Annotated in this window: 19 protein-coding genes; 12 read left to right on the forward strand and 7 right to left on the reverse strand. The window is 43.9% G+C overall.

Translation table 11 applies throughout. The features are described from left to right. Positions 1 to 29: 29 nt before the first annotated feature. Positions 30 to 1394, reverse strand: a complete 1365-nt coding sequence (locus tag I6E86_RS06290) for an MFS transporter (protein ID WP_197176239.1) — start codon at positions 1392 to 1394, stop codon at positions 30 to 32. Positions 1395 to 2035: 641 nt separating this feature from the next. On the opposite strand from I6E86_RS06290, the gene uvrA reads away from it, so the two are divergent. From uvrA to I6E86_RS06305, 3 genes are all read left to right on the forward strand, one after another. Next, on the forward strand, positions 2036 to 4942 hold the full coding sequence (uvrA, locus tag I6E86_RS06295; RefSeq protein ID WP_197176249.1) for an excinuclease ABC subunit UvrA: 2907 nt from the start codon (positions 2036 to 2038) through the stop codon (positions 4940 to 4942). A 314-nt stretch (positions 4943 to 5256) separates the two neighbouring features. Further along, positions 5257 to 5532: a hypothetical protein gene (locus I6E86_RS06300; protein WP_194364791.1), complete on the forward strand. Its 276-nt coding sequence runs from the start codon at positions 5257 to 5259 to the stop codon at positions 5530 to 5532. A 127-nt stretch (positions 5533 to 5659) separates the two neighbouring features. Further along, a complete protein-coding gene (locus I6E86_RS06305) occupies positions 5660 to 7519 on the forward strand; it encodes a P-loop NTPase fold protein (protein WP_197176250.1) in 1860 nt (619 codons plus the stop codon). A 115-nt stretch (positions 7520 to 7634) separates the two neighbouring features. Here I6E86_RS06305 and I6E86_RS06310 read toward each other — a convergent pair whose 3' ends face one another. Beyond that, positions 7635 to 7916, reverse strand: coding sequence for a DUF503 domain-containing protein (locus I6E86_RS06310; protein ID WP_197176251.1), 282 nt, complete (start codon positions 7914 to 7916; stop codon positions 7635 to 7637). 140 nt (positions 7917 to 8056) lie between these two features. On the opposite strand from I6E86_RS06310, the gene I6E86_RS06315 reads away from it, so the two are divergent. The 3 genes from I6E86_RS06315 to gorA all read left to right on the forward strand — a co-directional run bounded on the left by I6E86_RS06315 (position 8057) and on the right by gorA (position 10827). Further along, complete coding sequence (locus tag I6E86_RS06315) at positions 8057 to 8845, forward strand: threonine/serine ThrE exporter family protein (protein ID WP_197176252.1); 789 nt, start codon at positions 8057 to 8059, stop codon at positions 8843 to 8845. 1 nt (position 8846) lies between these two features. Then, entirely contained in the window at positions 8847 to 9299 is a 453-nt protein-coding gene (locus I6E86_RS06320) for a threonine/serine exporter family protein (protein ID WP_197176260.1), read from the forward strand. A gap of 163 nt (positions 9300 to 9462) precedes the next feature. Next, a complete protein-coding gene (gene gorA, locus I6E86_RS06325) occupies positions 9463 to 10827 on the forward strand; it encodes a glutathione-disulfide reductase (RefSeq protein WP_197176261.1) in 1365 nt (454 codons plus the stop codon). Between the two features lie 100 nt (positions 10828 to 10927). On the opposite strand, the gene I6E86_RS06330 is transcribed toward gorA, so the two are convergent. Beyond that, positions 10928 to 12013 (reverse strand): XAC2610-related protein, encoded by a 1086-nt coding sequence (locus tag I6E86_RS06330; protein WP_197176262.1) that lies wholly within the window; start codon positions 12011 to 12013, stop codon positions 10928 to 10930. Positions 12014 to 12249: 236 nt separating this feature from the next. Here I6E86_RS06330 and I6E86_RS06335 point away from each other — a divergent pair, with 236 nt between their 5' ends. After that, the gene (locus tag I6E86_RS06335) at positions 12250 to 12411 is read left to right on the forward strand and encodes a hypothetical protein (protein ID WP_227680564.1); all 162 of its coding nucleotides are present in this window, start codon (positions 12250 to 12252) and stop codon (positions 12409 to 12411) included. A gap of 45 nt (positions 12412 to 12456) precedes the next feature. On the opposite strand, the gene I6E86_RS06340 is transcribed toward I6E86_RS06335, so the two are convergent. Together I6E86_RS06340 and I6E86_RS06345 are read right to left on the reverse strand one after the other, a co-directional pair. Next, positions 12457 to 13080, reverse strand: coding sequence for a GNAT family N-acetyltransferase (locus I6E86_RS06340; protein WP_197176268.1), 624 nt, complete (start codon positions 13078 to 13080; stop codon positions 12457 to 12459). A 260-nt stretch (positions 13081 to 13340) separates the two neighbouring features. Then, complete coding sequence (locus I6E86_RS06345; protein ID WP_197176277.1) at positions 13341 to 14993, reverse strand: FAD-dependent oxidoreductase; 1653 nt, start codon at positions 14991 to 14993, stop codon at positions 13341 to 13343. A 381-nt stretch (positions 14994 to 15374) separates the two neighbouring features. Between I6E86_RS06345 and truD the strand changes: the two genes are divergently transcribed. Then, positions 15375 to 16568, forward strand: a complete 1194-nt coding sequence (truD, locus tag I6E86_RS06350) for a tRNA pseudouridine(13) synthase TruD (protein ID WP_227680586.1) — start codon at positions 15375 to 15377, stop codon at positions 16566 to 16568. Positions 16569 to 16667: 99 nt separating this feature from the next. Here truD and I6E86_RS06355 read toward each other — a convergent pair whose 3' ends face one another. Next, on the reverse strand, positions 16668 to 18098 hold the full coding sequence (locus I6E86_RS06355) for a sensor domain-containing diguanylate cyclase (protein ID WP_227680565.1): 1431 nt from the start codon (positions 18096 to 18098) through the stop codon (positions 16668 to 16670). 213 nt (positions 18099 to 18311) lie between these two features. Then, positions 18312 to 19193 carry a PHP domain-containing protein gene (locus I6E86_RS06360; RefSeq protein WP_197176278.1) on the reverse strand — a complete coding sequence of 294 codons (882 nt, stop codon included), beginning with the start codon at positions 19191 to 19193 and terminating at the stop codon, positions 18312 to 18314. A gap of 366 nt (positions 19194 to 19559) precedes the next feature. On the opposite strand from I6E86_RS06360, the gene ispZ reads away from it, so the two are divergent. The 4 genes from ispZ (at position 19560) to mnmC (ending at position 23218) form a co-directional block, all read left to right on the forward strand. After that, a complete protein-coding gene (gene ispZ / locus I6E86_RS06365; RefSeq protein WP_197176279.1) occupies positions 19560 to 20111 on the forward strand; it encodes a septation protein IspZ in 552 nt (183 codons plus the stop codon). A 102-nt stretch (positions 20112 to 20213) separates the two neighbouring features. Next, positions 20214 to 20540 carry a YciI family protein gene (locus I6E86_RS06370; protein ID WP_197176280.1) on the forward strand — a complete coding sequence of 109 codons (327 nt, stop codon included), beginning with the start codon at positions 20214 to 20216 and terminating at the stop codon, positions 20538 to 20540. 59 nt (positions 20541 to 20599) lie between these two features. Then, positions 20600 to 20980 carry a hypothetical protein gene (locus tag I6E86_RS06375; RefSeq protein WP_227680566.1) on the forward strand — a complete coding sequence of 127 codons (381 nt, stop codon included), beginning with the start codon at positions 20600 to 20602 and terminating at the stop codon, positions 20978 to 20980. A gap of 174 nt (positions 20981 to 21154) precedes the next feature. Further along, positions 21155 to 23218 (forward strand): FAD-dependent 5-carboxymethylaminomethyl-2-thiouridine(34) oxidoreductase MnmC, encoded by a 2064-nt coding sequence (gene mnmC, locus I6E86_RS06380; protein ID WP_197176285.1) that lies wholly within the window; start codon positions 21155 to 21157, stop codon positions 23216 to 23218. The last annotated feature ends 26 nt before the right edge of the window (positions 23219 to 23244 follow it).

Genomic DNA, 23244 nt, shown 5'->3' on the forward strand with positions numbered 1-23244 from the left:
GTCTATCTAGTCGTTGTCTATACCATCCGTTAAATATCTAGTGGGCTCTGTGCCAAACTCGATAGCTGCAGCCGCGAGTCATCTGTCAGTTGTGTCTTGTCTAGTTTGAGATAGGCGACTTGCTCTTTTGCCATTACGACCAGTTCATCCACGCCGTCTACTGCCAGCATTTGGCGTGACCAGTCTTGGATATCAATGTCTTTAGGGATGGTCACCGTGGTACTCGATAGATAAGGCGGCTGCGCAATCGGTATAATAAGCAGCAAAGCGATGCCCATAATGACCGCCAATATACCCCATGCCAAGAGGCTAGGCTGACTCAATAACAGCCCGCCCATTGCCCCACCGACGAACGCACCAAAAAACTGGCTAGATGAGCTTATCCCCATGGCTGTTGCTTTATTGGCCACTGGCGCGCGCTTGGATATCCATGAAGGAATCGTCGCTTCAATCAAGTTAAAGCCCATAAAATACAGCAACAACCCTAGAATGATACCGACACCATAATTACTACCCAGTGCCAACACCGCTAAGGATGCCGTCATCAATGCGATTGCGCCTAAGAAAACTTGACGCATTTTGCGTTTCTTTTCGGCAATGATAATAAAAGGAATGGCCACGGCAAAACCAATAAATAGCAATGGCAAATACACCATACCCTGCTGGCGTACCGACAAGTCCATAACATCTGAGAGCTGATGCGGTAGAATCACAAATATCGCCGTCATAGTCAAATGCAAAGCAAAGATACCGATATGCAAGCGGTTAAGGTCGCCAATCTTGAGGACCGTTGCCAGTTGCTGACCAATGGTCTTATTATCGAGATTGTGCTTGAGCACGCGCAGAGGCGTTGGTACAAACACCAGTAGCAGCATCGCTAAAATAGCGAACCCTGATGTCAACCAAAACAGCCCAGAGATACCCAGCGAGCCGACTAACAATGGACCAAAAGCAAACGCAAGCATAATAGAGGTCGCAATGGTCAGACCCATCGTCGCCATGGCCTTAGTCCGCATTTCCTCACGCGTCACATCTGCCAATAGCGCCATGAGCACTGCAGAGACCGCACCACTCCCCGCCAGCGCCCGACCAATGATAACTTCATAGATATCCGTCGCATTGGCCGCAATCATGCCGCCGATGGCAAACAGTATCAAGCCCAAAAATATGATGGGTTTGCGCGGGAATTTGTCAGCAGCCAGACTCATAGGTATCTGAAATATCGCCTGCCCAAGCCCATAGACGCCCACTGCCAGACCAATCAAAAACGGCGTCGCGTGTGTATAATCATTACCGTAGACAGAGAACACAGGCACGATCATAAACAAGCCAATCATACGCAAGGCAAAGATGCCACCGACCCCGAGGATTGCCCGTTTTTCTACGCTATTCATACTTGCCTCACTGGTTGATCATTACTGGTTTTTCACTGCTAACACGCCGCGCTGTACCATGATTTTCACTACTGCTTTATCAAGGCATTAGCCTATAAATCAAGCCCTCTAGTATAAGACATTCACTCTTTGGTTGCCGAGACTTTTGTCTTACTGGCCCAGTGTTGAATGCCGCCTCAACCCAAGCCATTCATATTACGCGATTATTTTGTTACCAAGTACATCTGATGCGCTATTACACCTTGAATAATGCCGTCACCATGACAATAAAGTAAAACGTTATCAGCACTATTACTGATGAGATCGAGTGACCGCTCAAATAACAATTCCGCTTATCACTATCACCACAACATGACACTTTTGGTCAAAACCATAACAAACCATACCTGTTACTTAACATTGATTTGATTTAGATTTGCTTAGTCGTATAAAACATAGTCTTGTAAAAACAGTCGTAAGAAAACCAAACAATATAGCGCTAGATATAAGAAAGCGATTTATAACCACACTGTATATAAATATAACCACACTATAAATTTATAAATCATTCCCGTTTAACCGACCATTTAATTGATTCATATTTACCTTTTACATTGAGATATTTTTCAATCCCCTTTTAGCAAATAGGAAACCTGTAACCGATGGCACATGACCATATCGCAATACGCGGCGCACGTACACACAATCTAAAAAACGTCGACATAGACATTCCACGAGATAAATTCGTGGTCATCACTGGTCTATCTGGCTCTGGTAAATCTTCATTGGCATTTGACACGCTGTATGCCGAAGGACAACGTCGTTATGTCGAGAGCTTGTCCGCTTATGCGCGTCAGTTCCTCTCACAGATGGAAAAACCTGACGTCGATAGTATCGAGGGTCTATCCCCTGCGATTGCTATCGAGCAAAAGTCCACCAACCATAACCCACGCTCGACCGTCGGTACGATTACCGAGATTTATGACTATCTGCGTCTGCTCTATGCACGCATTGGTACGCCGTTTTGCCCTGAGCATGGTGAGCCGATGGTTGCACAGTCGGTCACCGAAATGGTCGATCAAGTCATGGCATTGCCAGACGACACCAAGATTATGATCTTGGCACCGGTGATTCGTGAGCGTAAAGGTGAGCATACCGTTTTGCTTGAGCAGCTCATCGGTCAAGGGTTTGTCCGTGTGCGCGTCGATGGTGATGTATATGACACTGACGAGCTACCAACGCTAGATAAGAAGAAAAAGCACACCATCGAAGTGGTGGTCGATCGCTTTAAAGTTCGTGACGACTTGGGCAACCGTGTCGCTGAGAGCTTAGAGACAGCGTTACGTCTGGGTCAAGGGCTGGTCACGCTACACTTTATGGATGGCAATCCAAAAGAAGGCGGTGATGACAATCAAGTCATGTCAGCCAAGCACTCATGCCCTGTCTGTGATCGCGCGGTGCCTGAGCTTGAACCACGTATGTTCAGTTTTAACAACCCATATGGCGCGTGCCCAAGCTGTGACGGTCTCGGTAAACGCCAATATTTCGCCGCTGAAAAACTGATTACCCATCATGAGAAATCGCTTAATCAAGGCGCAATCAATGGTTGGGACAAGCGTCATGCGTATTATTTCGGTTTGCTCAGCACTGTTTGTAAGCATTTTAAAATCGATATGGATGCACCGTGGCAAGATCTGACCAAAGTACAGCAAGACCTCATCATGCAAGGCTCTGGCAAAGAAAAACTTACCTTTAACTTTACCGATGAGCGCGGTCGTAAAACTAATAAGACAGTACCGTTCGAAGGCGTATTGCCTTATTTAGAGCGTCGTTATGCTAAGACGCAAAGTAACCTCGTTCGTGACGAGCTAGCTAAATACCTAGCAGATACCACTTGTAATGTCTGTGATGGCGCGCGTTTGAATGAAATCTCACGCAATGTCCGTGTCGATGACCAAACCATCGCTCAAATCGTTAAGCTCTCTATCGGTGACGCTGCTGACTATTATAAAACGCTAAAGATTGGCGGTCACAAAGGTGAAGTCGCGGAAAAAATCTTTAAAGAGATTAATGAGCGCTTAAACTTCCTCGTGAGCGTCGGGCTTGATTATCTAACACTCGCCCGCTCTGCCGAGACGTTATCGGGCGGTGAAGCGCAGCGTATTCGTCTGGCCAGCCAAATCGGTGCAGGTCTAATGGGCGTCATGTATGTACTTGATGAGCCGTCAATCGGTCTGCATCAGCGTGACAATGACCGTCTGCTAAAAACCCTAACGCGCTTACGTGATTTGGGCAATACGGTACTGGTCGTTGAGCATGATGAAGATGCGATTCGCCAAGCGGATCACGTGATCGATATCGGTATCGGTGCCGGTGTGCATGGCGGCCATGTCATCGCTCAGGGTACGGTTGATGACATCATGGCAAACAAAGAATCACTGACTGGACAATATATGTCTGGTAAGAAAAGAATCGAGATTCCAAAAGTGCGTCATACTGCCAAGACTATGGACGTCGAAGTCACAGGTAAGGCCAAACCTAAGAAAGTTCCGATGACGATCGAGCTAAAAGGCGCATCAGGCAATAACCTGCATGATGTGGATTTGACCATTCCCGTTGGTATCATGACTTGTATCACGGGCGTCTCAGGTTCAGGCAAATCAACTTTGATTAACCGTACCCTTATGCCATTAGCCGCGACTCAGTTAAATAATGCCTCTACCCTGATTGCCGATAAGTTTGAAAGCATCAGTGGTCTTGAGCATCTGGACAAAATGGTCGATATCGATCAAAGCCCAATTGGTCGTACACCGCGTTCAAACCCTGCGACTTATACGGGTGTGTTTACCCCTGTGCGTGAGATGTTTGCACAGACGCAAGAAGCGCGTGCTCGTGGTTATAAGCCGGGTCGTTTTAGCTTCAACGTCAAAGGCGGACGCTGTGAGATGTGCCAAGGTGATGGCCTTATCAAAGTTGAGATGCATTTCTTGCCTGATATGTATGTGCCGTGTGATACCTGTGAGGGCAAGCGCTATAACCGCGAGACTTTAGAGATTCACTATAAAGGCAAGAGCATTGCTGATGTGCTTGATATGACAGTCGAGGACGCGACTGAGTTCTTCTCAGCGATACCTGCGATCTATCGTCGTCTACAAGCATTGATGGATGTGGGTCTTGGCTATATTCGTTTGGGTCAGTCTGCACCAACGCTATCTGGCGGTGAAGCGCAACGTGTCAAACTGGCGCGTGAGCTTGCCAAGCGTGATACGGGACAGACGCTCTACATCTTGGATGAGCCAACCACTGGTTTGCATTTCCATGATATCGATAAGCTGCTTACTATCTTGCATGCCCTACGTGATAAAGGTAATACCATCGTGGTCATCGAGCATAACTTGGATGTCATCAAAACGGCAGACTGGGTGATTGATCTGGGCCCTGAAGGTGGTAAAGGTGGCGGACTAATCATCGCTGAAGGCACGCCTGAACAAGTAGCCGAAGTCAAAGAATCCTACACGGGTATATTCTTAAAGCCGATGCTAGAGCAAGGCATGAAAGAAGTTAGCTAATACTATTAGTCATGATTGATAAAAGGCCACTCTTTATAGGGTGGCCTTTTTTATTGAGCGGAATAAGGCTATGTCCGGCCTGCACACTGTAGGTCTTGATTGATATATATCAAGACTTATAGCGCGTTGTGTTACCTTTCTTAATATTTATTAAAGATACTTAAACATTGAATGTATTAATATTTAAGTAGTTAGATATGATACGTAGACGCATACGATATAGAAATAACTGGTTAACAACCTTGCAGCAAGTGATAGCACGTACGAATTTACACTGCTTACCCCTATACCACCAACACTCCTAAGGAGTTTTTATGAAAAAATTACTGTTCATTATCTTGGCATCTACTGTTGGCGTTAGCGCCTGCGCATCAAGCGGCACATCAAATGGCACAAGCGATCGCAATCATCAAAGACCTGCGATGTCCGCTGATATGAAACAAGCCATGGATGATTGTGCTCAACGAGCTGGCGTGAAAATGTCTAAAGAAAGTCGTCCAAGCCAAAGTGATATGAAAAAACTAGAAGCCTGTATGACGGCTAAAGGGTATAAAAAACCTGAAGGACATGGTCAAGGCCGTCCGCAATAATTGGTATTTTTTAGATAATCGGTGATAAAAGGCCACTCTTTAAGGAGTGGCCTTTTTTGTTGGTTGGGAGTTTTATTTTGGTGTTAATATAATGGTTATTTTAAGAACATATGTAAGGCAATAAGCGATGGCAAATGTAGAAAATCTTGAACAGCGAATTTTAGAAACTGTCGGAAATGAGGATGCTTTTGCTATTGCCCTCACAGGCGAATGGGGTGTTGGCAAGACACATCTATGGGACGAACTTCGTGATAAAAATGAAGAAGTGTTTTCTGGTAAAAAGTATGCCTACGTTTCTTTGTTCGGTTTGGATTCATTAGCAAGCCTAAAATCTGCAATTGCTATAGAAGTTCATAAATCAGTTGGGGTTAACGACAGTATATGGAAAAAAGATATCCTCAAACCTATTAAAAAGTTTCTATCTTCCCTGACAGGTAGCAACATTGGAACTACTTCTGATGTCCGCATAGGACTGAATCTTGGTAATAACCTTATTACGAGTATTGTTTTTTCACATCTCAAAAATACATTAGTTTGCTTAGATGATATAGAAAGAAAATCAAATGGCTTACCGATGTCGGAGATCATGGGATTAGTAAATTACCTTAAAAATGAACGCAAGTGCCAAGTATTAATGATAATGCATGATGAAGAATCAGACGATAAAGAATATTTTGATAAGCATAAAGAAAAAGTGTTTGATGAAGTCCTGATTTTAGACGAATCATTGTCAATTATTAAAGATAAAATTAGTGACATTGAGACATTTCCTATCTACGAAAAATTCTATCAAACTATGGGTGTTAGAAATCTTAGATTTTATCAGCGCGTTCAGAGAATCTATCAGGAGATAATAAAACACTCATCATCTTTATCAAATCTGAGCAAGGAAGAAATCCTAAGACAAATTCTTATTATCAAGCTTGTTAATGACATTCCTAAAGTTCTTTATGTCGATATGAAAGAGTTAGAAATGTATTTTTCCGAAGATGGTCTCGATGACCGATTAGATATCTTTTTAAAAAGTGATGATGACGCGTTAAAAGCAACTGTGAGAACTAAGAAAGAATTCGTAGAGGAAAAGCTTTCAAAATTCTATCCTAACTTCCGTATGCATGGTTGGAGTATAGTTGTTATCGAACTGATTACGAATATTGATATAGATAGTGAAAAATTTGAAAGACTGCTAAACCAAGACTTAATCAATGAAGAAGCTTTGGAAAGTGATAGAGAAAAGAAAGGCTTAATGGCTGAATATCGTAATTTAAACTCAGATCAAAGCTTCAATCAGAGACTGTTTGACAATGTTAAGGATAGGATAGACAGAGAAGCATTCCCTAATTTAAGTTTCTATTATAATATACTCGAAAAGAATGACTCTCCTGATTTAGCCAAAAAATTTGAAGAGCTAGTGAAACAATATATAGAAGAGAGAATTAGGAAAGGACCAGAAGAGTGGCTTATAGGAGACTATTATCTTAGAACTCCAGTAAATCCTGATATTTTTTATGATTTCCTTGTACAGACCATTAGTAACCAAAAGAAGGTATTAGCTTTAAATGCTGACGCTAGCGCTATGTCCGCAGTTTTTATGCGATTTTGTAAACGTGGAAACGTTAGTAAGAATTTTTTTGAAGCTATACAAAATATTAATAAAGAAAAGTTTAGCTCTATTTTTTGGCAACCGCTTGATGGAATAGATAGAATTAGATATATTCGGGAATTGCTAGAACACCCTGCTTTCAATATAGATATTGCTAAGTTTAACAATGGAGACAGAATTGATGCAGCATTTTGGCATTATAAAAAACTTATAGATACTCCAAAACGCCCTTCTCCTTATCAACCATTTATTGTTGAAAAAAAATTGAATGAAGTTAAGCGATGGACTCTAGAGTTACTTCAAGAGAGAGTTTCAGAAAAACCAAACAGTAGCGCAGCTGTCGAACATCTTTTAGAACTTACGAATAATTTAGAGAATATTTGACAGTAATACTGAATAGCTAATTTATGATGCAATTTAGCCCTGATTACAGCTGTTGTCCTTGGTTGGCTATTAGAGCGGAAAGTGGGATTGGCCCCCTGTAATAAACTTTCCTCAACTAAACAAATTCCCTCTCAACATTCATCACCCGCGCATCCACCGTACGCTCTAGCCTCTCCTCAATTTGGCTGCACTGCGACTCGACCTCACGTTTAGACAGGCAAACGATCACAAACGTCCACTCGCTAGCATCATGCCGATCACGCTCACCGCTCTCACATACCGCGACGCTTGGCGTATTTCCAAAGCGCGCGTGCAAGCCGCCCATACGGTGGCGTTTCTCTTTCAACGAGCCACAGCCGGGTAATGAAAACGTCAGTGTCAAAATAGCGATATGCATTTTATGCTCCTTGCGATAAGGGTTTACGCTTTATAATAGTAGCAAATATAATATCCGATAATGTCTGATAATCTCTGCGCGTCAGCATCCAGACCCTTTATAATAGCGTATCAATATCAACCAACACGCGTATCTAACTCATGACCTCTATCAGCTACGTAAAGCAGCAGCGCATTACCCGACTATGCGTGCGCTGCGGATTACTCCTTATGCAGTATGGCGCTGAGTCTGCCGTGGTGGTGGACTTATCCAAACGCTTGGGGCTTGCCTTGGGGATGAACAGCGTCGAATGTTCACTGAACTTTAATGCCATTACCCTGACGACTATCTGTGACGAGCGCTGTATTACAACCACCAGAGACACGATTAATCAAAGCATCAATGTCAATCTGCTGGTGCAGATCCAACAAATCATCAATAAAACTGAAGCCACTGTCGACAGTACCGATTTGATTGACCGCACCACCCTTGCCTTTGATGAGTTGGATAAGACTGTATATCCAACGTGGCTCGTCAGTCTATTTGTGGGTGCGTCTTGTGCGGCGTTTGCATATCTGAATGGCGGTAGTTGGTCGATTACAGCGGTGACCTTCATCGCTGGTATGGTTGCGATGCTCACTCGTATTTATCTATCCAAGCATCATTTCAATCCCTTTATCACTGTCATTGTGACGGCTTTTATTGCCTCGCTTATTGGGGCGACGACCTATTATTTTGATATTGGTAACAATGCTGATATTGCCGTGGCCTCTAGTGTGTTGCTACTGGTGCCGAGCTTTCCTTTGATTAACTCGTTCTCAGATATCCTAAAGGGCTATGTCAATATTGGGGTTGGGCGTGCTGTTTTTACCTATATGCTGACCTTATCTGCGTGCGTTGGTATCGTGATGGCGCTGGTTTTACTTCGCATACAGCACTGGGGGTTTTAAAATGTGGTTTATTGAAACCGTCGTGCTGGCTTGTATCATTACCCTCGGTTGGACACTGATGTTTAGCGTACCCAAACGCTATATCTTGCCGTGTTTGCTGATGACCGCTTTTGGCTTTGGATTAAAGACTGCTCTTGTCCATCAGAACATACATATTGTGGTTGCCAGCTTTTTTGGGGCGATGCTTGCCAGCTTTTTGGGTGTGTATTTTTCTAAAAAATATACCCTGCCGCCCAAAGCCCTCATCTCACCCAGTGTTATCTGTATGATGCCTGGTATCGCTGCTTATAAGGCGATGGTCAGTATGGTGCAGATTGGTTATTTTGGCTTTTCAGATGAGTTATTTAGCCAAATGATGGTGTACTTGTTCGAAGCGTTGTTTGTCACCTCAGGATTGGTGCTCGGTTTGTCCATTCCGGGGCTGTTATTTTATAGACGTCGTCCTATTGTATAGATGATCTTAAATATCTAAATGCGCAGCCATTCTTAACCATGCCCTGTCGATACTCAAGCGATTCAACACATCTTAACCATAAAAAACTTGTAAGATGGACGATAAGACCCATTACAGTAGAGTCGGAAATAGCACCCATAACAATTCAATAAAGAGACTTAATATGACCAAACATTATGATTATATCGCCATTGGTGGCGGTAGCGGCGGCATTGCTTCACTCAACCGTGCAGCAAACTATGGCAAAAAATGCGCCATTATCGAAGCCAACCAGTTGGGTGGTACTTGTGTGAATTTGGGCTGCGTACCTAAAAAGGTCATGTGGTATGGCGCGCAAGTCGCTGAAGCCATCCATAAATACGCGCCAGATTATGGTTTTGATGTTGAGTTAAAAAGTTTTGACTTCCAAAAGCTGGTACAGAGCCGTCAACAATACATCGAAAACATTCACCGCGCCTATGACAATAACTTGGCCAAAAATGGCGTCGAAGTGATTAAAGGCTTTGCCAAATTCGTCGATACTAATACGGTCGAAGTGAATGGCGAACATATTACCGCGGACCATATTTTGATTGCCACAGGTGGTCACCCGATTCAGCCTGATATCAAAGGCGCAGAATACGGTATTGATTCTGATGGTTTCTTTGCCTTAAACCATCTGCCAAAACGTGTGGCAATTGTGGGCGCAGGCTATATCGCTGTCGAAATCGCAGGCGTACTGAACAGTCTGGGTGCAGAGGTGCATTTGTATGTGCGCAAACACTCACCACTACGTACGTTTGACCATACTATCGTAGAGACTTTGCTGATAGAGATGGAACAAGCTGGCATCAAATTACACACTAACACGGTGATCAATGAAGTCAATAAAAATGACGATGACAGTCTCGATTTAACCACCAATGATGGCGGTGAAGACTGTATCGATACTGTTGACTGCTTGATCTGGGCGATTGGTCGCGCGCCATCGACTGATGGAATCAATCTGCAAGTGACAGGGGTCGAGACAACCGAGACGGGTAAAATCAAAGTCGATCAGTTCCAAAATACCAATGTCGATGGTATTTATGCAGTTGGCGATATTATCGAAAACAGCGTAGATCTAACGCCTGTAGCGATTGCCGCTGGTCGCCGCTTATCTGAGCGTCTGTTTAACAATAAGCCCAATGAGCATTTAGACTATACGCTGATACCGACGGTGATTTTTACCCATCCGGCTATCGGCACGATTGGGTTGTCTGAAATCGACGCGATCAATCTTCATGGTAAAGAAAACATCAAGTGCTATACCTCAACGTTTACCGATATGTATAGTGCGGTCACTCAACATCGCCAAAAATGCACCATGAAGCTAGTATGCTTAGGTGATGACGAAAAAGTCATTGGCCTGCACGGTATTGGCTTTGGTGTCGATGAGATGATTCAAGGCTTTGCCGTTGCGATTAAAATGGGTGCGACTAAAGCGGACTTTGATAATACCGTCGCCATTCACCCAACGGGCTCAGAAGAGTTTGTGACGATGCGTTAGTTGGCAATGCGCTAAACTTATTATCTTAGTTAAAAGTAAAAGGCCACTCTTAATCGAGTGGCCTTTTCGTTTGGAATGTCTCGTCCTAGAATAAATGTTTTTATCTAACGCTCACATTGTTAAACTGCGCCAGATCTTCCAGACTTCCCTGCTCGCTCTGTGACACTGACTTGATTAAGACGTTCTTGTTAGATTGCTTCACTGTAATACCTTGCTGATTGATCTGATAAACCACAGGCTTATTGAAAAAGCTAAGTGTTTTTTTAGCCGTGTCATAGACAAATGGCCCATCATAATACAGCTCAATTCTGTCATTTCTATCGGCAAAGGCATAATACAGCTGCTCACCTTCCTCGTTATAAGTCTTATTTAAAACCATTTTTTTACCGTTTTCTAAATCTAACTTATAAATGAAAGGCAATGTACCATCATGGTTTTCGTCATCGTACTCAGGTAGCATCTCATAGCTATCTTCTACCATTTTGCCATTCACTCTTGTGCTCTCGGTAATAGAAATAAATCCTTTTGAATTATATTCCTCTATAACCACATGTACCGCCACCGGTTTATTATCGATCACTTTATACTCTGAATACTGATGCCACCCTGCGCCACTCTTACTCATGGTATCTAAGGTTGTGGTGGTTTTATTAAACCCAAAAAATCCGCAGTAGTTTTGTGCCAACTCAGTAAACGCATCGCTATGCACAAAGGCATTACCTTTCTTTAAATAGACTTGATAAGACGGCCCTCCATAGCAGCTATAGTTGCCATCGCGTAGTGCCACGTCTTTTTGTCCATCAAAATTAAAATCATCATAAATCAATACACTATGCTCGCCATAGGGAAGATTGACGATATTGGCACTGATTTTTCCACCTAATTGATGCTCTTCACTGTTATCCAGCTCATAGTCAATATCGATATCAGATGGCTGACTGATAAGGGCTTTTTTAGTCTTTGACTCTATAATCTTTATGACGCTATTTGTCTCATTGCTTGCTTCAGTGCTTAACGTGCCATCCTCATTATTTACGGTCTCAATAGTTGCATAGTAATCGTCCGAAAAATCTTGGATTTGATAGGTTTGCGCTAAGGCTGAATAGGACAATAATTGTGAAACTAGCAGTACAGCTAGTAATGCGATTGATTTACGTCTCTTGCTAGGTATAAGAGCAGTATTCATATAGATATCCTTAGCGCCAAAAACTATAGAAAAGGAGAAGCAGCTATTAGAGCGTATCACAATCATGACATGAGAAGCGCTCGTCATAACCGTCAGAGTCACTTAAGCAATCCCTGATATAAACAGTCATACAGACAGCGCAATCACGATGCTGCTATCATGCATTTAATAATGACCGTTGAGAGATGACTGTGTGGCAGGTGTACCTTTTTATATTACCGATTGGTCTTGGGATAATGACCTTGGCAGCGAGTTTGCTCTGTTTGTTTGCTTACTTGATGTCTGATGATAATGCCACGCGCTTGCTAGCATTTAACTGGTTCAAGCGCTTAATTATTGTGGCATTTTTATTATTGAGTGTGGGTCTGTTTATGACTTTTGGGCATTTTTGGGGTTAAATTAGACAGTGTCGTTCTGAGTGTCTTTTTACTAGACCTACATTATTAGCCAACCATTTTTTCTAACTCTAATAGCTCTAAGTCTTCACGCTTTGGCTCGCCATTATTGCCATCATTTGGAAACGGCATTTTATTACCATTCAGCTGATAGCCACGGCGCTCATAATAAGCCAATAGCTCAGGACGATGACTCAAGATAGACATGGTCAGACGGCTCGGCTGATTCTGTGACTGTAAGTGACGATCTGCAAAAGTCTCAGCCGCTTGTAGTATCACATTACCAACTCCCTGCCCTTGCAGTATAGGATGTACTGCAAACATGCCGATATAGGCTTTTTTATTTGAGTCAGCATCAGTTTTAATATCGACAGCGATACAGCCTAGTATCTCACCTGTTTCTTCTCCATCACGATCGCCCGTTGTGGTTTTCGGATAGACAAAGTAATAGTGATTCGGGTCATTAATCACGGCAGCAAGCTCTGCTGAAGTGGTTCGAATACCACCTATCAAATCGGCCTCATTGGTCCAACCTGCCGTCTCGCGATAGCAGCAATTCAATAGCTGCTCAAGTGCGCTAATATCGTCTAATGTCGCTTCACGTAGAAACACCGACTCTTTACTCAAATAGTTTTCATTTATAGTACTCTTATTTATAGTATTTTCGCTCATATTATAATTTTCCTTTTTGTTCATGTATAAAAAAACTGGCTTAGATCCCTAAGCCAGCCTAGGGCATGTCATCAATTAGATTGTGAGGCTTAAAATGAGAAAAATTGTAAATAAATGAGGAAGAAATTGCCGTTAGTATAAATATATTGACAAAACTTCTGACGATATTTATCAAAATTTAGCCATTTTAAGACCACTAAATGTATTAATGTGCTAATTGATGACATGCCCAAGATACTAATACTTATTGCTTGATAGTACTAGCGCGACAATGCTTGCGCTTGTTTAATAATATCAAAACCTGCATCAAGCTGTGCACGCGTCGGGGCATGACCACGGCGAAGTAGCTCAGAGAAAGCGACCAACTCCTTGTCACGTCCAAGTGTGCTAGCAGCAGTGGCACGACTGTCCTCACCTGTGTCATCGAAATAGTACTCGATATAATTCAGCGTGTCGGGAGTCCCAAATAGAACACTGTGCTCGGGTGTTGCTGCATGACCACTATAGCGTAGGCTCTTGCCATACTGCATCGTCCAGAAAAAAGGAATCCGCGCTTCTAGTGAGTCGACACTGTCGTCATTCAATATCGCAGCTGCCGTGACCATGCCGTGTTGCATAGCCACACGCCAATGTTCGATACGCATGCGTCCCATCTGCCCAGATGCCTTTGCAATATCACCCAATGCATAGACCCCATCGCGCAGCTGTAGATGATCATCGACTTGCACGCCATCTGGGTCATTGACCTCATTCAATAACGCTGTACGCGGTGAGACGCCCGTCCCTAAAATTACAATATCAGCATCGATGTGCTCGCCATTATCAAGCGTTACACCGCCCACTTGTGAAAAGGTTTGGTTCTGTTCTTCATTCTCAGACGGATTAACAACCCTCTTAACTTCAGTGATTGCATTGACCGTGGCATCAAATACAAAGTTAATGCCATTGTCTTTATGCAGTTTAATCAATGCATTGCTTACGGTTACTGAGACGATATTGCCCATCACCCGCTGGTCTTGTCCAATTACCGTAATCGAAGCTGTCGTGCCTGCCTGTGCCAAGGCTGAAGCCACCTCCATACCAATAAATCCTGTACCAATAATCACTACCCTCTGATCATGACTGGCTGCCTTGATCAGCTTGGCATCATCCATACTACGTAGCGTATATACGCCATCCAAGTCTGCCCCTTTAATTGGCGGAATATTTGGCTCAGCACCCGTCGCTACCACTAAGAAGTCAGCAGTCTGTCGCTCACTGTTGCCACCATTATCCTCTATGACAACGGTCGCCTCATTGGGCAATATTTCGCTCACTGTCTGATTGAGACGCAGCTCGATATCGTTGTTGTCCGCCCAGTCGCTACCGCCTAACAGCAGTTTATCCTCGCCCATATTACCTGCCAAAAAGGCTTTGGATACCAATGGACGGTTGTAAGGAGCTTTATCATCCGCACTGATCAAAGTAATCTTGCCACCATAGCCGGTATGACGCAATTGATTGGCCGTCATAAAACCAGCAGCGCCGCCGCCCACAATGATGGTATGGGTGTCAGTCAATTTATCTTTTTCGATAGCAGCGTTTATTTTAGCTGAAATGTCGACCGTTACATCGTCGCCATCATCGGTAAGCTCATACTGTGTCAAACCCTCTATCGCTATCGGCTCTAACAATGTGCCATCACGACTGTCAAAAGTCGCATGATGCCAGGGGCAGACCACTCGATGACCACAGCGTAACCCATTGCCCAAATCTGCGCCCGCATGCGGACACTTACCATCAAACGCGTGAAACTCGTCGTCATCACGAGTGATTAAAATGATACTATCGTCTTCTTGCTTATATGATTTCATGCCGCCATTTGGGATGTCAGCTTTACTAATAGTCACTGTATTGATCATTGCCTTAGTCATAATGCGTCCTTAACCGTTATAATAATATCCTGATAGCAGCAGGTTGAAAATGACCACCATAAACCTAGCACTTTCAACTTACGCTGTTTTTTAAATTTTCAAATAGACTCTATATTGATAGTAGCAAGACGGCTTCACATGCAATGTTGTTTTGTATGTTTGCTGCGTTGCAAAACGTAATTGCAGCGTGGTTTCGGCGCTTTCATCAATTTTGTCTGCGCGGTCCTTCTCATCTATCCTTAATAACACTCAGCACTTATCTTTATCTTTAATAACAAAATAAAAGACCCTTTTATGACTTCTCACGAAAATATGTCTCAAAAAAACACGGCTATTGATGCTACGATCACGCCGCTGACGTCACCTGTATCAAATGGCGAGATGCACGATTTAGATACTGCCCACTTTGATATAAATAGTGTAGATGTCACTGCCATCACCGACACTGCAAAACTACCGCAGCCTAGCCTGCCGCCAATACAGCAAGCCACTTATAAAGCTCATGCAACTGATTTCATCGTTAATGAATTATTGCCGCTGGATTTTACGGGTGAAGGGGAGCATTTGTGGTTGCACATCGAAAAGCTAGGCATGAATACGGCTTACTTGGCAAATCTGCTGTCAGAGTGGGCAGAGATTCCGTTACGTGATGTTGGCTATTCAGGACTGAAAGACCGTCATGCGCTAACGACACAGTGGTTTAGCCTACGAATACCAAAGAAGCAGTTACCGGAAACTGAGTTTGCACCGATAGATATAGGAGAGACAGAGTCAGTCACTATTCTCGCTCAGCATTGGCATAACAAAAAGCTCAATCGTGGTACGCACCGAGCCAATCAATTTATCATCACCTTGCGTGATGTGCAGTTTGCCGATGATAATTCTGATGTTAAACCATCTGAGCCGTCGTTATCTACCAAACAGTCTGTCGAACAGCACCTAGCGAGTATTGGTCAAACTGGCGTGCCCAATTACTTTGGTCCACAGCGCTTTGGCCGTCAAGGCAATAACGTCAGAGAGGCACTGTCACTGTTTGCCCGTCCACCGCGAGCGCCTCGCCCATCGTCTAAGAAAAGCAAAAGCAAGCGTGCACCGCGAGAGCAAAATACGATGGAGTTGTCTGCCGCCCGTAGCTTGATATTCAATGAGATATTGGCAGCACGTGTACGCGATGACAGCTGGAATACAGGTTTGTCAGGTGAAGTGTTTAATCTGGATGGTTCAGGGTCTATATTTACCAGTGAAACCCTAGACGACACCTTGCGCGCTCGTCTTGATAGCGGTGATATCCATCCAACGGCCGTGATGTGGGGCACAGGCAACGATAAAGTCAGCAGTACCGCGGCAGCTATTGAAAGCAATGTTGTACAACATAGCCCACTATTAACGCAGTTAGCGACTGGTTTAGAACAGCGTGATATCAAGGCACAACGGCGAGCGCTACGTCTGCCTATTGAAGAGATGCATTGGGAGTGGTCAGACGATTGCACACTGGTTTTGAGCTTCACCTTGACCACGGGCAGCTTTGCCACCAGTGTATTGGCAAGCGTAGTACAGCAGTTAAATCATGCATAGCGCACTTAGAAAATAACATCTTAGAAAATAACATCGACGAATCTTAGTTATTTATGGTTAGGTTGGAATCATCCAGTAGTCAGTATTAAATAATAAGTGCTAACTGTTATAAAGTGACTGAGCGCCCGTTGTTTCGGCTGCCATCATCTCATTCGCACTCACGACCTGATTGCGACCACGGTGCTTGGCTTCATATAAGGCTTTGTCTGCTGTGGTGATCAAACGTTGACAGATATCACTGGGCAGCTCTTGTGCCGAAGCCATCTGGCTCTCGGCCCGCTGGGAGGCAATTGGTTTGATAAAGGGCTGTGACTTGGATTGTATCGGCGATCTTTTCTGCAAAATAGTTTTATACTTTTGCGCAATACAGTCTCGTTCATTCTGTGTCAATGTATACAGTCCAAAGCTCGCTGTCACATTGAAATCTAACATACCCTCAACCGTGATAACCTGTTCAGCAATGCTTGAGCGCAGGTGCTCAGCAATCACCATAGCGCTATCGTGTTTCGTATGTGGTAGCACGATCAAAAACTCCTCACCACCATAGCGGCTGATGACGGTCTCATCTGATAATGATTGCGATAGCGTCTGTGACACCTTTATCAGCACCTGATCACCCACATCATGACCATAAGTGTCATTGATGTCCTTGAACCAATCCAAATCCAACAGTATCACACTCAGGTCTTGATCTTCTTGTACCTGTGATAGCGCATACTTCATCTTTTTCAGACCATAACGACGGTTTTTCAGCTGGGTCAATTCATCTTGATTGGCATGTTGTAGGGTTTCTCTCCGACTGTCATCTAATGACACTAACAAAATACGAAACATATAAATGATAAAAATAGCTTTTGGTAGCGACATATAAATATGGGTAGAGCGCCACAAAATATTGGAAGATTGGCGCAGGTGATTAAGACCCTCCCAAGTCAACGCCTCATTTTTCATGACAATCATATCACTATGAGTCATATAACTATGAATAGTAGAAGGCAGCGTGGTGGCTGTAAGTTGGCGTAGATTGGGTATCGTAATACCGAAATAAGGGAGCAACGATACTGCTAAGATCGCAATAATTTGCCCTATAAATGCTCGCCAAACATACTTCCGGTTAATGAGCATCATGCATAGCATCGCACCGCCCACGAGTGATACACCCGTTACCAGACTACTATGCCCTAATATGGCGACAACAAAGGTAATATAGACACTATAAACAGTGATGAGTAGAGCTTGCCATATATTCAGATTGCTATGGGCGCTTCTAACTGGTGAAAAACGACTGGACACCCATAGTAAAAAAACACCGACCATGGTCACGCTAATCCATAATGAATAGAGCAGATTTATATCAACGTAAGCACTATAAGTATCGCGGTGATACCAAACAAATAAGCACCATAACCAATGTGAAAAAACCTCCATCACCATAAATGCTGCTAGTAGGGCCGTCCTATCAGCAGCCTCCCACTCAAAAACCGCTTTAGAAAGCTCTCTGTGGCCTAGATAGAACTTATATACAGCCATAATGTGCTACCGCAGATAGTCAAATTTATAGAGTTAAAATAGTGAACCGTGAGCCACGATTAGGGTCTATTCAGTGTGGCAATTTATACCTGAACTAGCAATCTGTTTTCCACATTTATTTATCAATAATTGTTTTGATACAACAAGACTTTTTGCATACCAAGACCATATTCTACTAGGCATGCTGTCATGGTATAAATACGCTGTTTTAAACTAAGCAAGCGCTTTAAAAGACTCCCAAATGCCTTTTTGCTCAGCCGTCAATACAGGCACATCACCCAAACGTCGCCATGGCATATTACTCCCATGAAAATCACTACCAATTGAGGTCACTAGGTTGTGCTCAGCGATACTGCGATCAACCATTTTACGAGTGCTAATAGGCTCGCTAGTGGCTGGCAACTCACAAGCATCACCGCCCAACAGAGCAAACTCTTCGATCAGTTTGCGCACGCGGGTCGCTGATAATTGATAGCGTGTTGGATGTGCGAGCACCGCCTTACCGCCGCAAGCATGAATCAATTCAATGCCATGCTGCATCGTCAATGCCTCAATCGCCACGTAGGCAGGTTTATTATCCGCTAAGTATTTATCAAAGGCCTTTTGAACGGTTTTGACGTCGCCGCGCTCAAACAATACTTGCCCAATATGAGCACGGCCAACGGCTTGTGGATTGCCGCCTGCTTTCACAAGGACAGCTTGCCATAGCTCATCATAGCTGATATTGAGTAATTCACTGAGTTTTTCGGTGATGCGCTGGCCACGTGTAGCACGGCTATCCTGCAATTGCTTGAGAGTGGCGTGCATTTTTTCACGATCCGTAAAGTCCAGTCCAAGCACATGGATGATTTTATTGGCAGACTTATTTTTGCCATAACCGCCACTCAATGTATGCTCACAGCTGATTTCCACGCCGTTAATGATTTGCATATCATGGATATTGGCAGCAGCCCTTGCCTCATCGATGCCAGCCATCGTGTCATGATCTGTCAACGCAAGTACATTGATACCTGCTGCGTGAGCGCGTGCTACCACCTCAGTGGGTGCGTAGGTGCCATCTGAAAAAGTGCTGTGACAATGTAGGTCTATTTTCATAAAATGTGCCTTAATGTGTTTAGATAAGCTGTATTTAGATAAGCTGTGTTTAGATAAAATGAGTATAAAGGTAATAGCATTTTGGTCGCGGTTTCCTGTCGTTTTTAATGACTGAATGCCGCGACCATACTAAGCAGCTATGTTAAGTGGTTATATTTGGTTCAATGGCTATATTTGAATGATATCAATTGGTTTTACTGACTATTTGGGAGTATGGCAGAAGTATCGCGATATCCATTCCAGCAAGCTTATACGCTTTTTGAGATGGATTAGCTATATCATAGGATTATCGTGTTGATTGCTTTTTTTTGGGGCAGTAGACGTGTAAACTACCCCATACGTTTTTTGTTGGACATCACACTTGCTATGAAAGCATTATTAGACTTTATCCCGTTAATCGCCTTTTTTCTGACTGCTCGTTACAGTGGTATTTTGGCAGCGGCAGGTGCTCTACTCATCGCCACTATCATCGTTTATGCCATTCATTTTATTCGTCAAAAAGGCAAGTTCGATAAGCAGCAATGGGTTGTCTTATTATTAACCATTTTGTTCTGCGGTGGCACACTACTGCTGCGTGATGATATCTATCTGCGCTGGAAATCACCGATTATCAACGGTATTTTTGCTTTGACATTACTCGTCAGCGCGGTTATCAATAAACCTTTGATGCAACTTGCCATGAAAGATGTCTTTACCCTAACGCTCAGTGGCTGGAAAAAGCTCACCGTTGTATGGGCATTGTTTTTTGCTTTGATGGCCGTCCTACATTATATCACAGCATTTACGATGTCAGATGAGGCATGGATCAACTTCAAAACTTATGGCTGGATTCCGATTATGCTGGTCTTTGTGGTGGCTCAGTTTGCTGTACTAAAAAAACATCTAAACCCTGCGCTGACAGATAAAGCCACTAAATAATATTTGTTATCCTATCGCTATTTTATTATAGCGATAAAGCATCAGCATTATGAAATACCCTTACATCAATCATCACGCTTTATTATCAATTAAGGAAGTCTCATGTCTTTATTTGTCATAATCGGTCATGACGTGGCCAATAGTAGCGCCCAACGTCAGATTACCCGTATCGAACATCTTGAACGCCTTAAAGTATTGAACAATGAGCAGCGACTCGTCATCGCAGGTCCAACGCCCATCGAACATGGCAAGACCGATATGTCAGGCAGCTTAATCATTGCGGAGTTTGACTCTATTGCAGCCGCACAGGCATGGGCGAACGATGAGCCTTACCTACGTGATGGCGTCTATAGCCATGTAGATATCAAGCCATTTATTCAAGCATTGCCAGCGCCAACGGACAACACTGATAAAGTAGCTGCATCGTGAGTCAGCGTTTCTACTTTTTAAATACCGGGCGGTATAAAAACAGCCTAGCAGCTAGCCTCATGCTAATGATGGCAGTCTCAGTGAACGCAGCACCTCTAGTCACGGCTGTCGATGGTGCTGCCCCAGTAGCAGCGCCACTGGCGACTGGCGCTCCTGCACCTGTATCTGCTGCAACAAAAAACTCAGCACTAGATATCAATAGTACCTTAGCGGCGCAATTGCAGCCCTCTAGTAAGGCGCTGTCAGATGCCAATCAACAACTGCTCAGCCGTAATGCACAGTTGCAGCGTCAAGTGAATGATTTGCAAACCCAAGCCAATGTCCTAGTCTATGAGAGCAAAGGTCAGATTTTCTTGTATGGGGCATTTACGGTATTGATCAGTCTATTGGTCGGTATCTTTATCTCTTGGCTGGTGTTTGTGCGCCGCGAGCGCTGGTAGATTGTCTTCAGGTCGCTTTTGCTCAATCGAGCATCCATAATACTGACAGTAGCTGTTGATTCGCTTAAAAGTCTTACTTTTAAGAGCCATGCATTTAAGAGCTGTGCACCGAAGAGCCTTTCTTTACGCTGAAAAACCATTCGCTGAATAAACCTGCACCTAAGAAACAACCACATGTCTATTACCCAAAATAAAAGTGCCAAACCCTCAAACATCATTACGCCAGCTAAAATTGATTGGCAAATGGATGATACTGGCAATAGCGTGCCAGTATCAGGGCATTTTGGGGATGTTTACTTCTCTCATGCGGATGGTTTGGCTGAGTCACGCCATGTGTTTTTGACGCACAATCAACTACCAGAGCGCTTGGCAGACCTTGCCCCAACACAGTGTTTTACCATCGCTGAATTAGGTTTTGGTACGGGGCTTAATTTATTGGCGACTTGGCAGTTATGGCGACAGCTGCGCGATACGCATCCGCATTTGAGAGATGCTCGTCTGCATTTTATTACGACTGAAAAATTTCCCATACCACTGGCGGATTTGACTCATATATTGACATTGTGGTCACAGCGCGCGCCTGAGCTGACAGCACCTATCAAGTCATTGTTAGCCGAATATCCACCCCTCATCGCAGGCTGTCATCGTCTGAATTTTTCTGACGATAATTTGACCGTGGATATGTGGTTTGGCGATGCTGCTGAGAGCTTGTCTAAGCTTGCATTAGAGCATGTTAACCAACCTGCGCCCCACGTTGATGCTTGGTTTTTAGACGGCTTTGCGCCGTCTTGCAACGAGACATTATGGTCCAGAGACATCTTTGCACAAGTGCAGCGCTTATCTCATCCAAAAACAACTGCTGCTACCTATAGCAGTGCCGGTACGGTTAAGCGCATACTACCAGAGTATGGTTTTGAGATTAAAAAGGTCAGAGGGTTTGGCATGAAACGCCAAATGCTAACGGCTGTCATGACAGGTGCAGAGAATCGTGATATTAGTAACGGTCATGAAAAGCATGATGAGAAAACTAATCAAAATCCTGAAGCGCACTCTAGCACTGTCGACCATACTATCGTCATAGGTGCAGGGGTCTCAGGCTTATTAACGGCTTGGTCGCTTGCCAATCGCGGTATCACAGTCACGATGCTAGATAAATCAGCCCCTTTAGCGGGTGCATCAGGTAACCCGCGTGCATTGCTAGCACCCAAAATGACCCCGATTCACCACGTCGATGAGCATCTACATACTATTGGCTACTTGTATAGCAGCAGGTTGTACCGAGCGCTTAATCAGCACACCTCATTACTCAATATGCCTCCCGTACTAGAGATTACTGGTGCGCTTGATTTGCTCATAAAAGCCAATATTGGTACCGAGCAAATCGCAGAGTACCCTAATGAGATGGCAACCACGCTATCGGACACACAGGCAAAAAGCAGCAGTGGACTACTAGAGCAGGATTTATCAGAAAATCTCTATCTACCGCAGTCAGGACTGGTCAATCCGCAAGCATTAAAAGCCATCATACTGTCACATCCGCTGATCCACTTTCAGCCATTAGACGTTGATAGTATTGACGAGACAGATCAGCATGTGTGTGTAAAAGGCCGTAATCAGAATCAGGATGTTGTCTCTATGACTGCTGATAACGTGGTGATTTGTGCCGCTTTTGAGAGTCATCAGCTAGACACCCGTATTTTTGATTGTCGTAAAATTCGTGGTCAGCTCTCGTGGTTTACGCCCACTACAGAGCAACGCGCAAATTTACCCAAAATACCGCTTAAATATAGCGGTTACTGTGCGCCGTTCACTGCTCAAGCAGATGATGAGACGATTAATACCGTCACGGCAAATACGCCTTATTTATTGCTGGGTGCCAGTTTTATACGTAATGACATCAGTACGGATGTTAGAGTGGAAGAGCATCAGATCAGCCGTGACAAGTTGATGATGGCTATCCCTGAGATGGCATCAGTGATTCCAATAGATACAAGCTCGTGGCAAGGACGCGCAGGTATTCGTACCCAGACGCCTGACTATCATCCAATCGTAGGACAGCTAGCAGATAGTAAACGACTGTGGGTGATGAGTGCGATGGGCGCAAAAGGCTATGCGTTGGCGCCTATTTGTGCTGAAGCATTAGCCGATATGATGCTAGGGTCATTTTTACCATTGTCAGAGGCCATGCTCGCACGTCTATCACCCAATCGCACACGTTTGCAGACCCCGCTCACCTAGACATACGCTTACTTACCATATGATCA

It is taken from the genome of Psychrobacter sp. SWN149 (genome assembly GCF_015864565.1).
In the GTDB taxonomy this organism is placed as follows: Bacteria; Pseudomonadota; Gammaproteobacteria; order Pseudomonadales; family Moraxellaceae; genus Psychrobacter.

Coding starts and splice junctions, on each gene's coding strand:
- I6E86_RS06290 (WP_197176239.1), bottom strand. CDS start 1,394: ATGAATAGCGTAGAAAAACGGGCAATCCTCGGGGTCGGTGGCATCTTT.
- uvrA (WP_197176249.1), top strand. CDS start 2,036: ATGGCACATGACCATATCGCAATACGCGGCGCACGTACACACAATCTA.
- I6E86_RS06300 (WP_194364791.1), top strand. CDS start 5,257: ATGAAAAAATTACTGTTCATTATCTTGGCATCTACTGTTGGCGTTAGC.
- I6E86_RS06305 (WP_197176250.1), top strand. CDS start 5,660: ATGGCAAATGTAGAAAATCTTGAACAGCGAATTTTAGAAACTGTCGGA.
- I6E86_RS06310 (WP_197176251.1), bottom strand. CDS start 7,916: ATGCATATCGCTATTTTGACACTGACGTTTTCATTACCCGGCTGTGGC.
- I6E86_RS06315 (WP_197176252.1), top strand. CDS start 8,057: ATGACCTCTATCAGCTACGTAAAGCAGCAGCGCATTACCCGACTATGC.
- I6E86_RS06320 (WP_197176260.1), top strand. CDS start 8,847: ATGTGGTTTATTGAAACCGTCGTGCTGGCTTGTATCATTACCCTCGGT.
- gorA (WP_197176261.1), top strand. CDS start 9,463: ATGACCAAACATTATGATTATATCGCCATTGGTGGCGGTAGCGGCGGC.
- I6E86_RS06330 (WP_197176262.1), bottom strand. CDS start 12,013: ATGAATACTGCTCTTATACCTAGCAAGAGACGTAAATCAATCGCATTA.
- I6E86_RS06335 (WP_227680564.1), top strand. CDS start 12,250: ATGACCTTGGCAGCGAGTTTGCTCTGTTTGTTTGCTTACTTGATGTCT.
- I6E86_RS06340 (WP_197176268.1), bottom strand. CDS start 13,080: ATGAGCGAAAATACTATAAATAAGAGTACTATAAATGAAAACTATTTG.
- I6E86_RS06345 (WP_197176277.1), bottom strand. CDS start 14,993: ATGACTAAGGCAATGATCAATACAGTGACTATTAGTAAAGCTGACATC.
- truD (WP_227680586.1), top strand. CDS start 15,375: ATGCACGATTTAGATACTGCCCACTTTGATATAAATAGTGTAGATGTC.
- I6E86_RS06355 (WP_227680565.1), bottom strand. CDS start 18,098: ATGGCTGTATATAAGTTCTATCTAGGCCACAGAGAGCTTTCTAAAGCG.
- I6E86_RS06360 (WP_197176278.1), bottom strand. CDS start 19,193: ATGAAAATAGACCTACATTGTCACAGCACTTTTTCAGATGGCACCTAC.
- ispZ (WP_197176279.1), top strand. CDS start 19,560: ATGAAAGCATTATTAGACTTTATCCCGTTAATCGCCTTTTTTCTGACT.
- I6E86_RS06370 (WP_197176280.1), top strand. CDS start 20,214: ATGTCTTTATTTGTCATAATCGGTCATGACGTGGCCAATAGTAGCGCC.
- I6E86_RS06375 (WP_227680566.1), top strand. CDS start 20,600: ATGCTAATGATGGCAGTCTCAGTGAACGCAGCACCTCTAGTCACGGCT.
- mnmC (WP_197176285.1), top strand. CDS start 21,155: ATGTCTATTACCCAAAATAAAAGTGCCAAACCCTCAAACATCATTACG.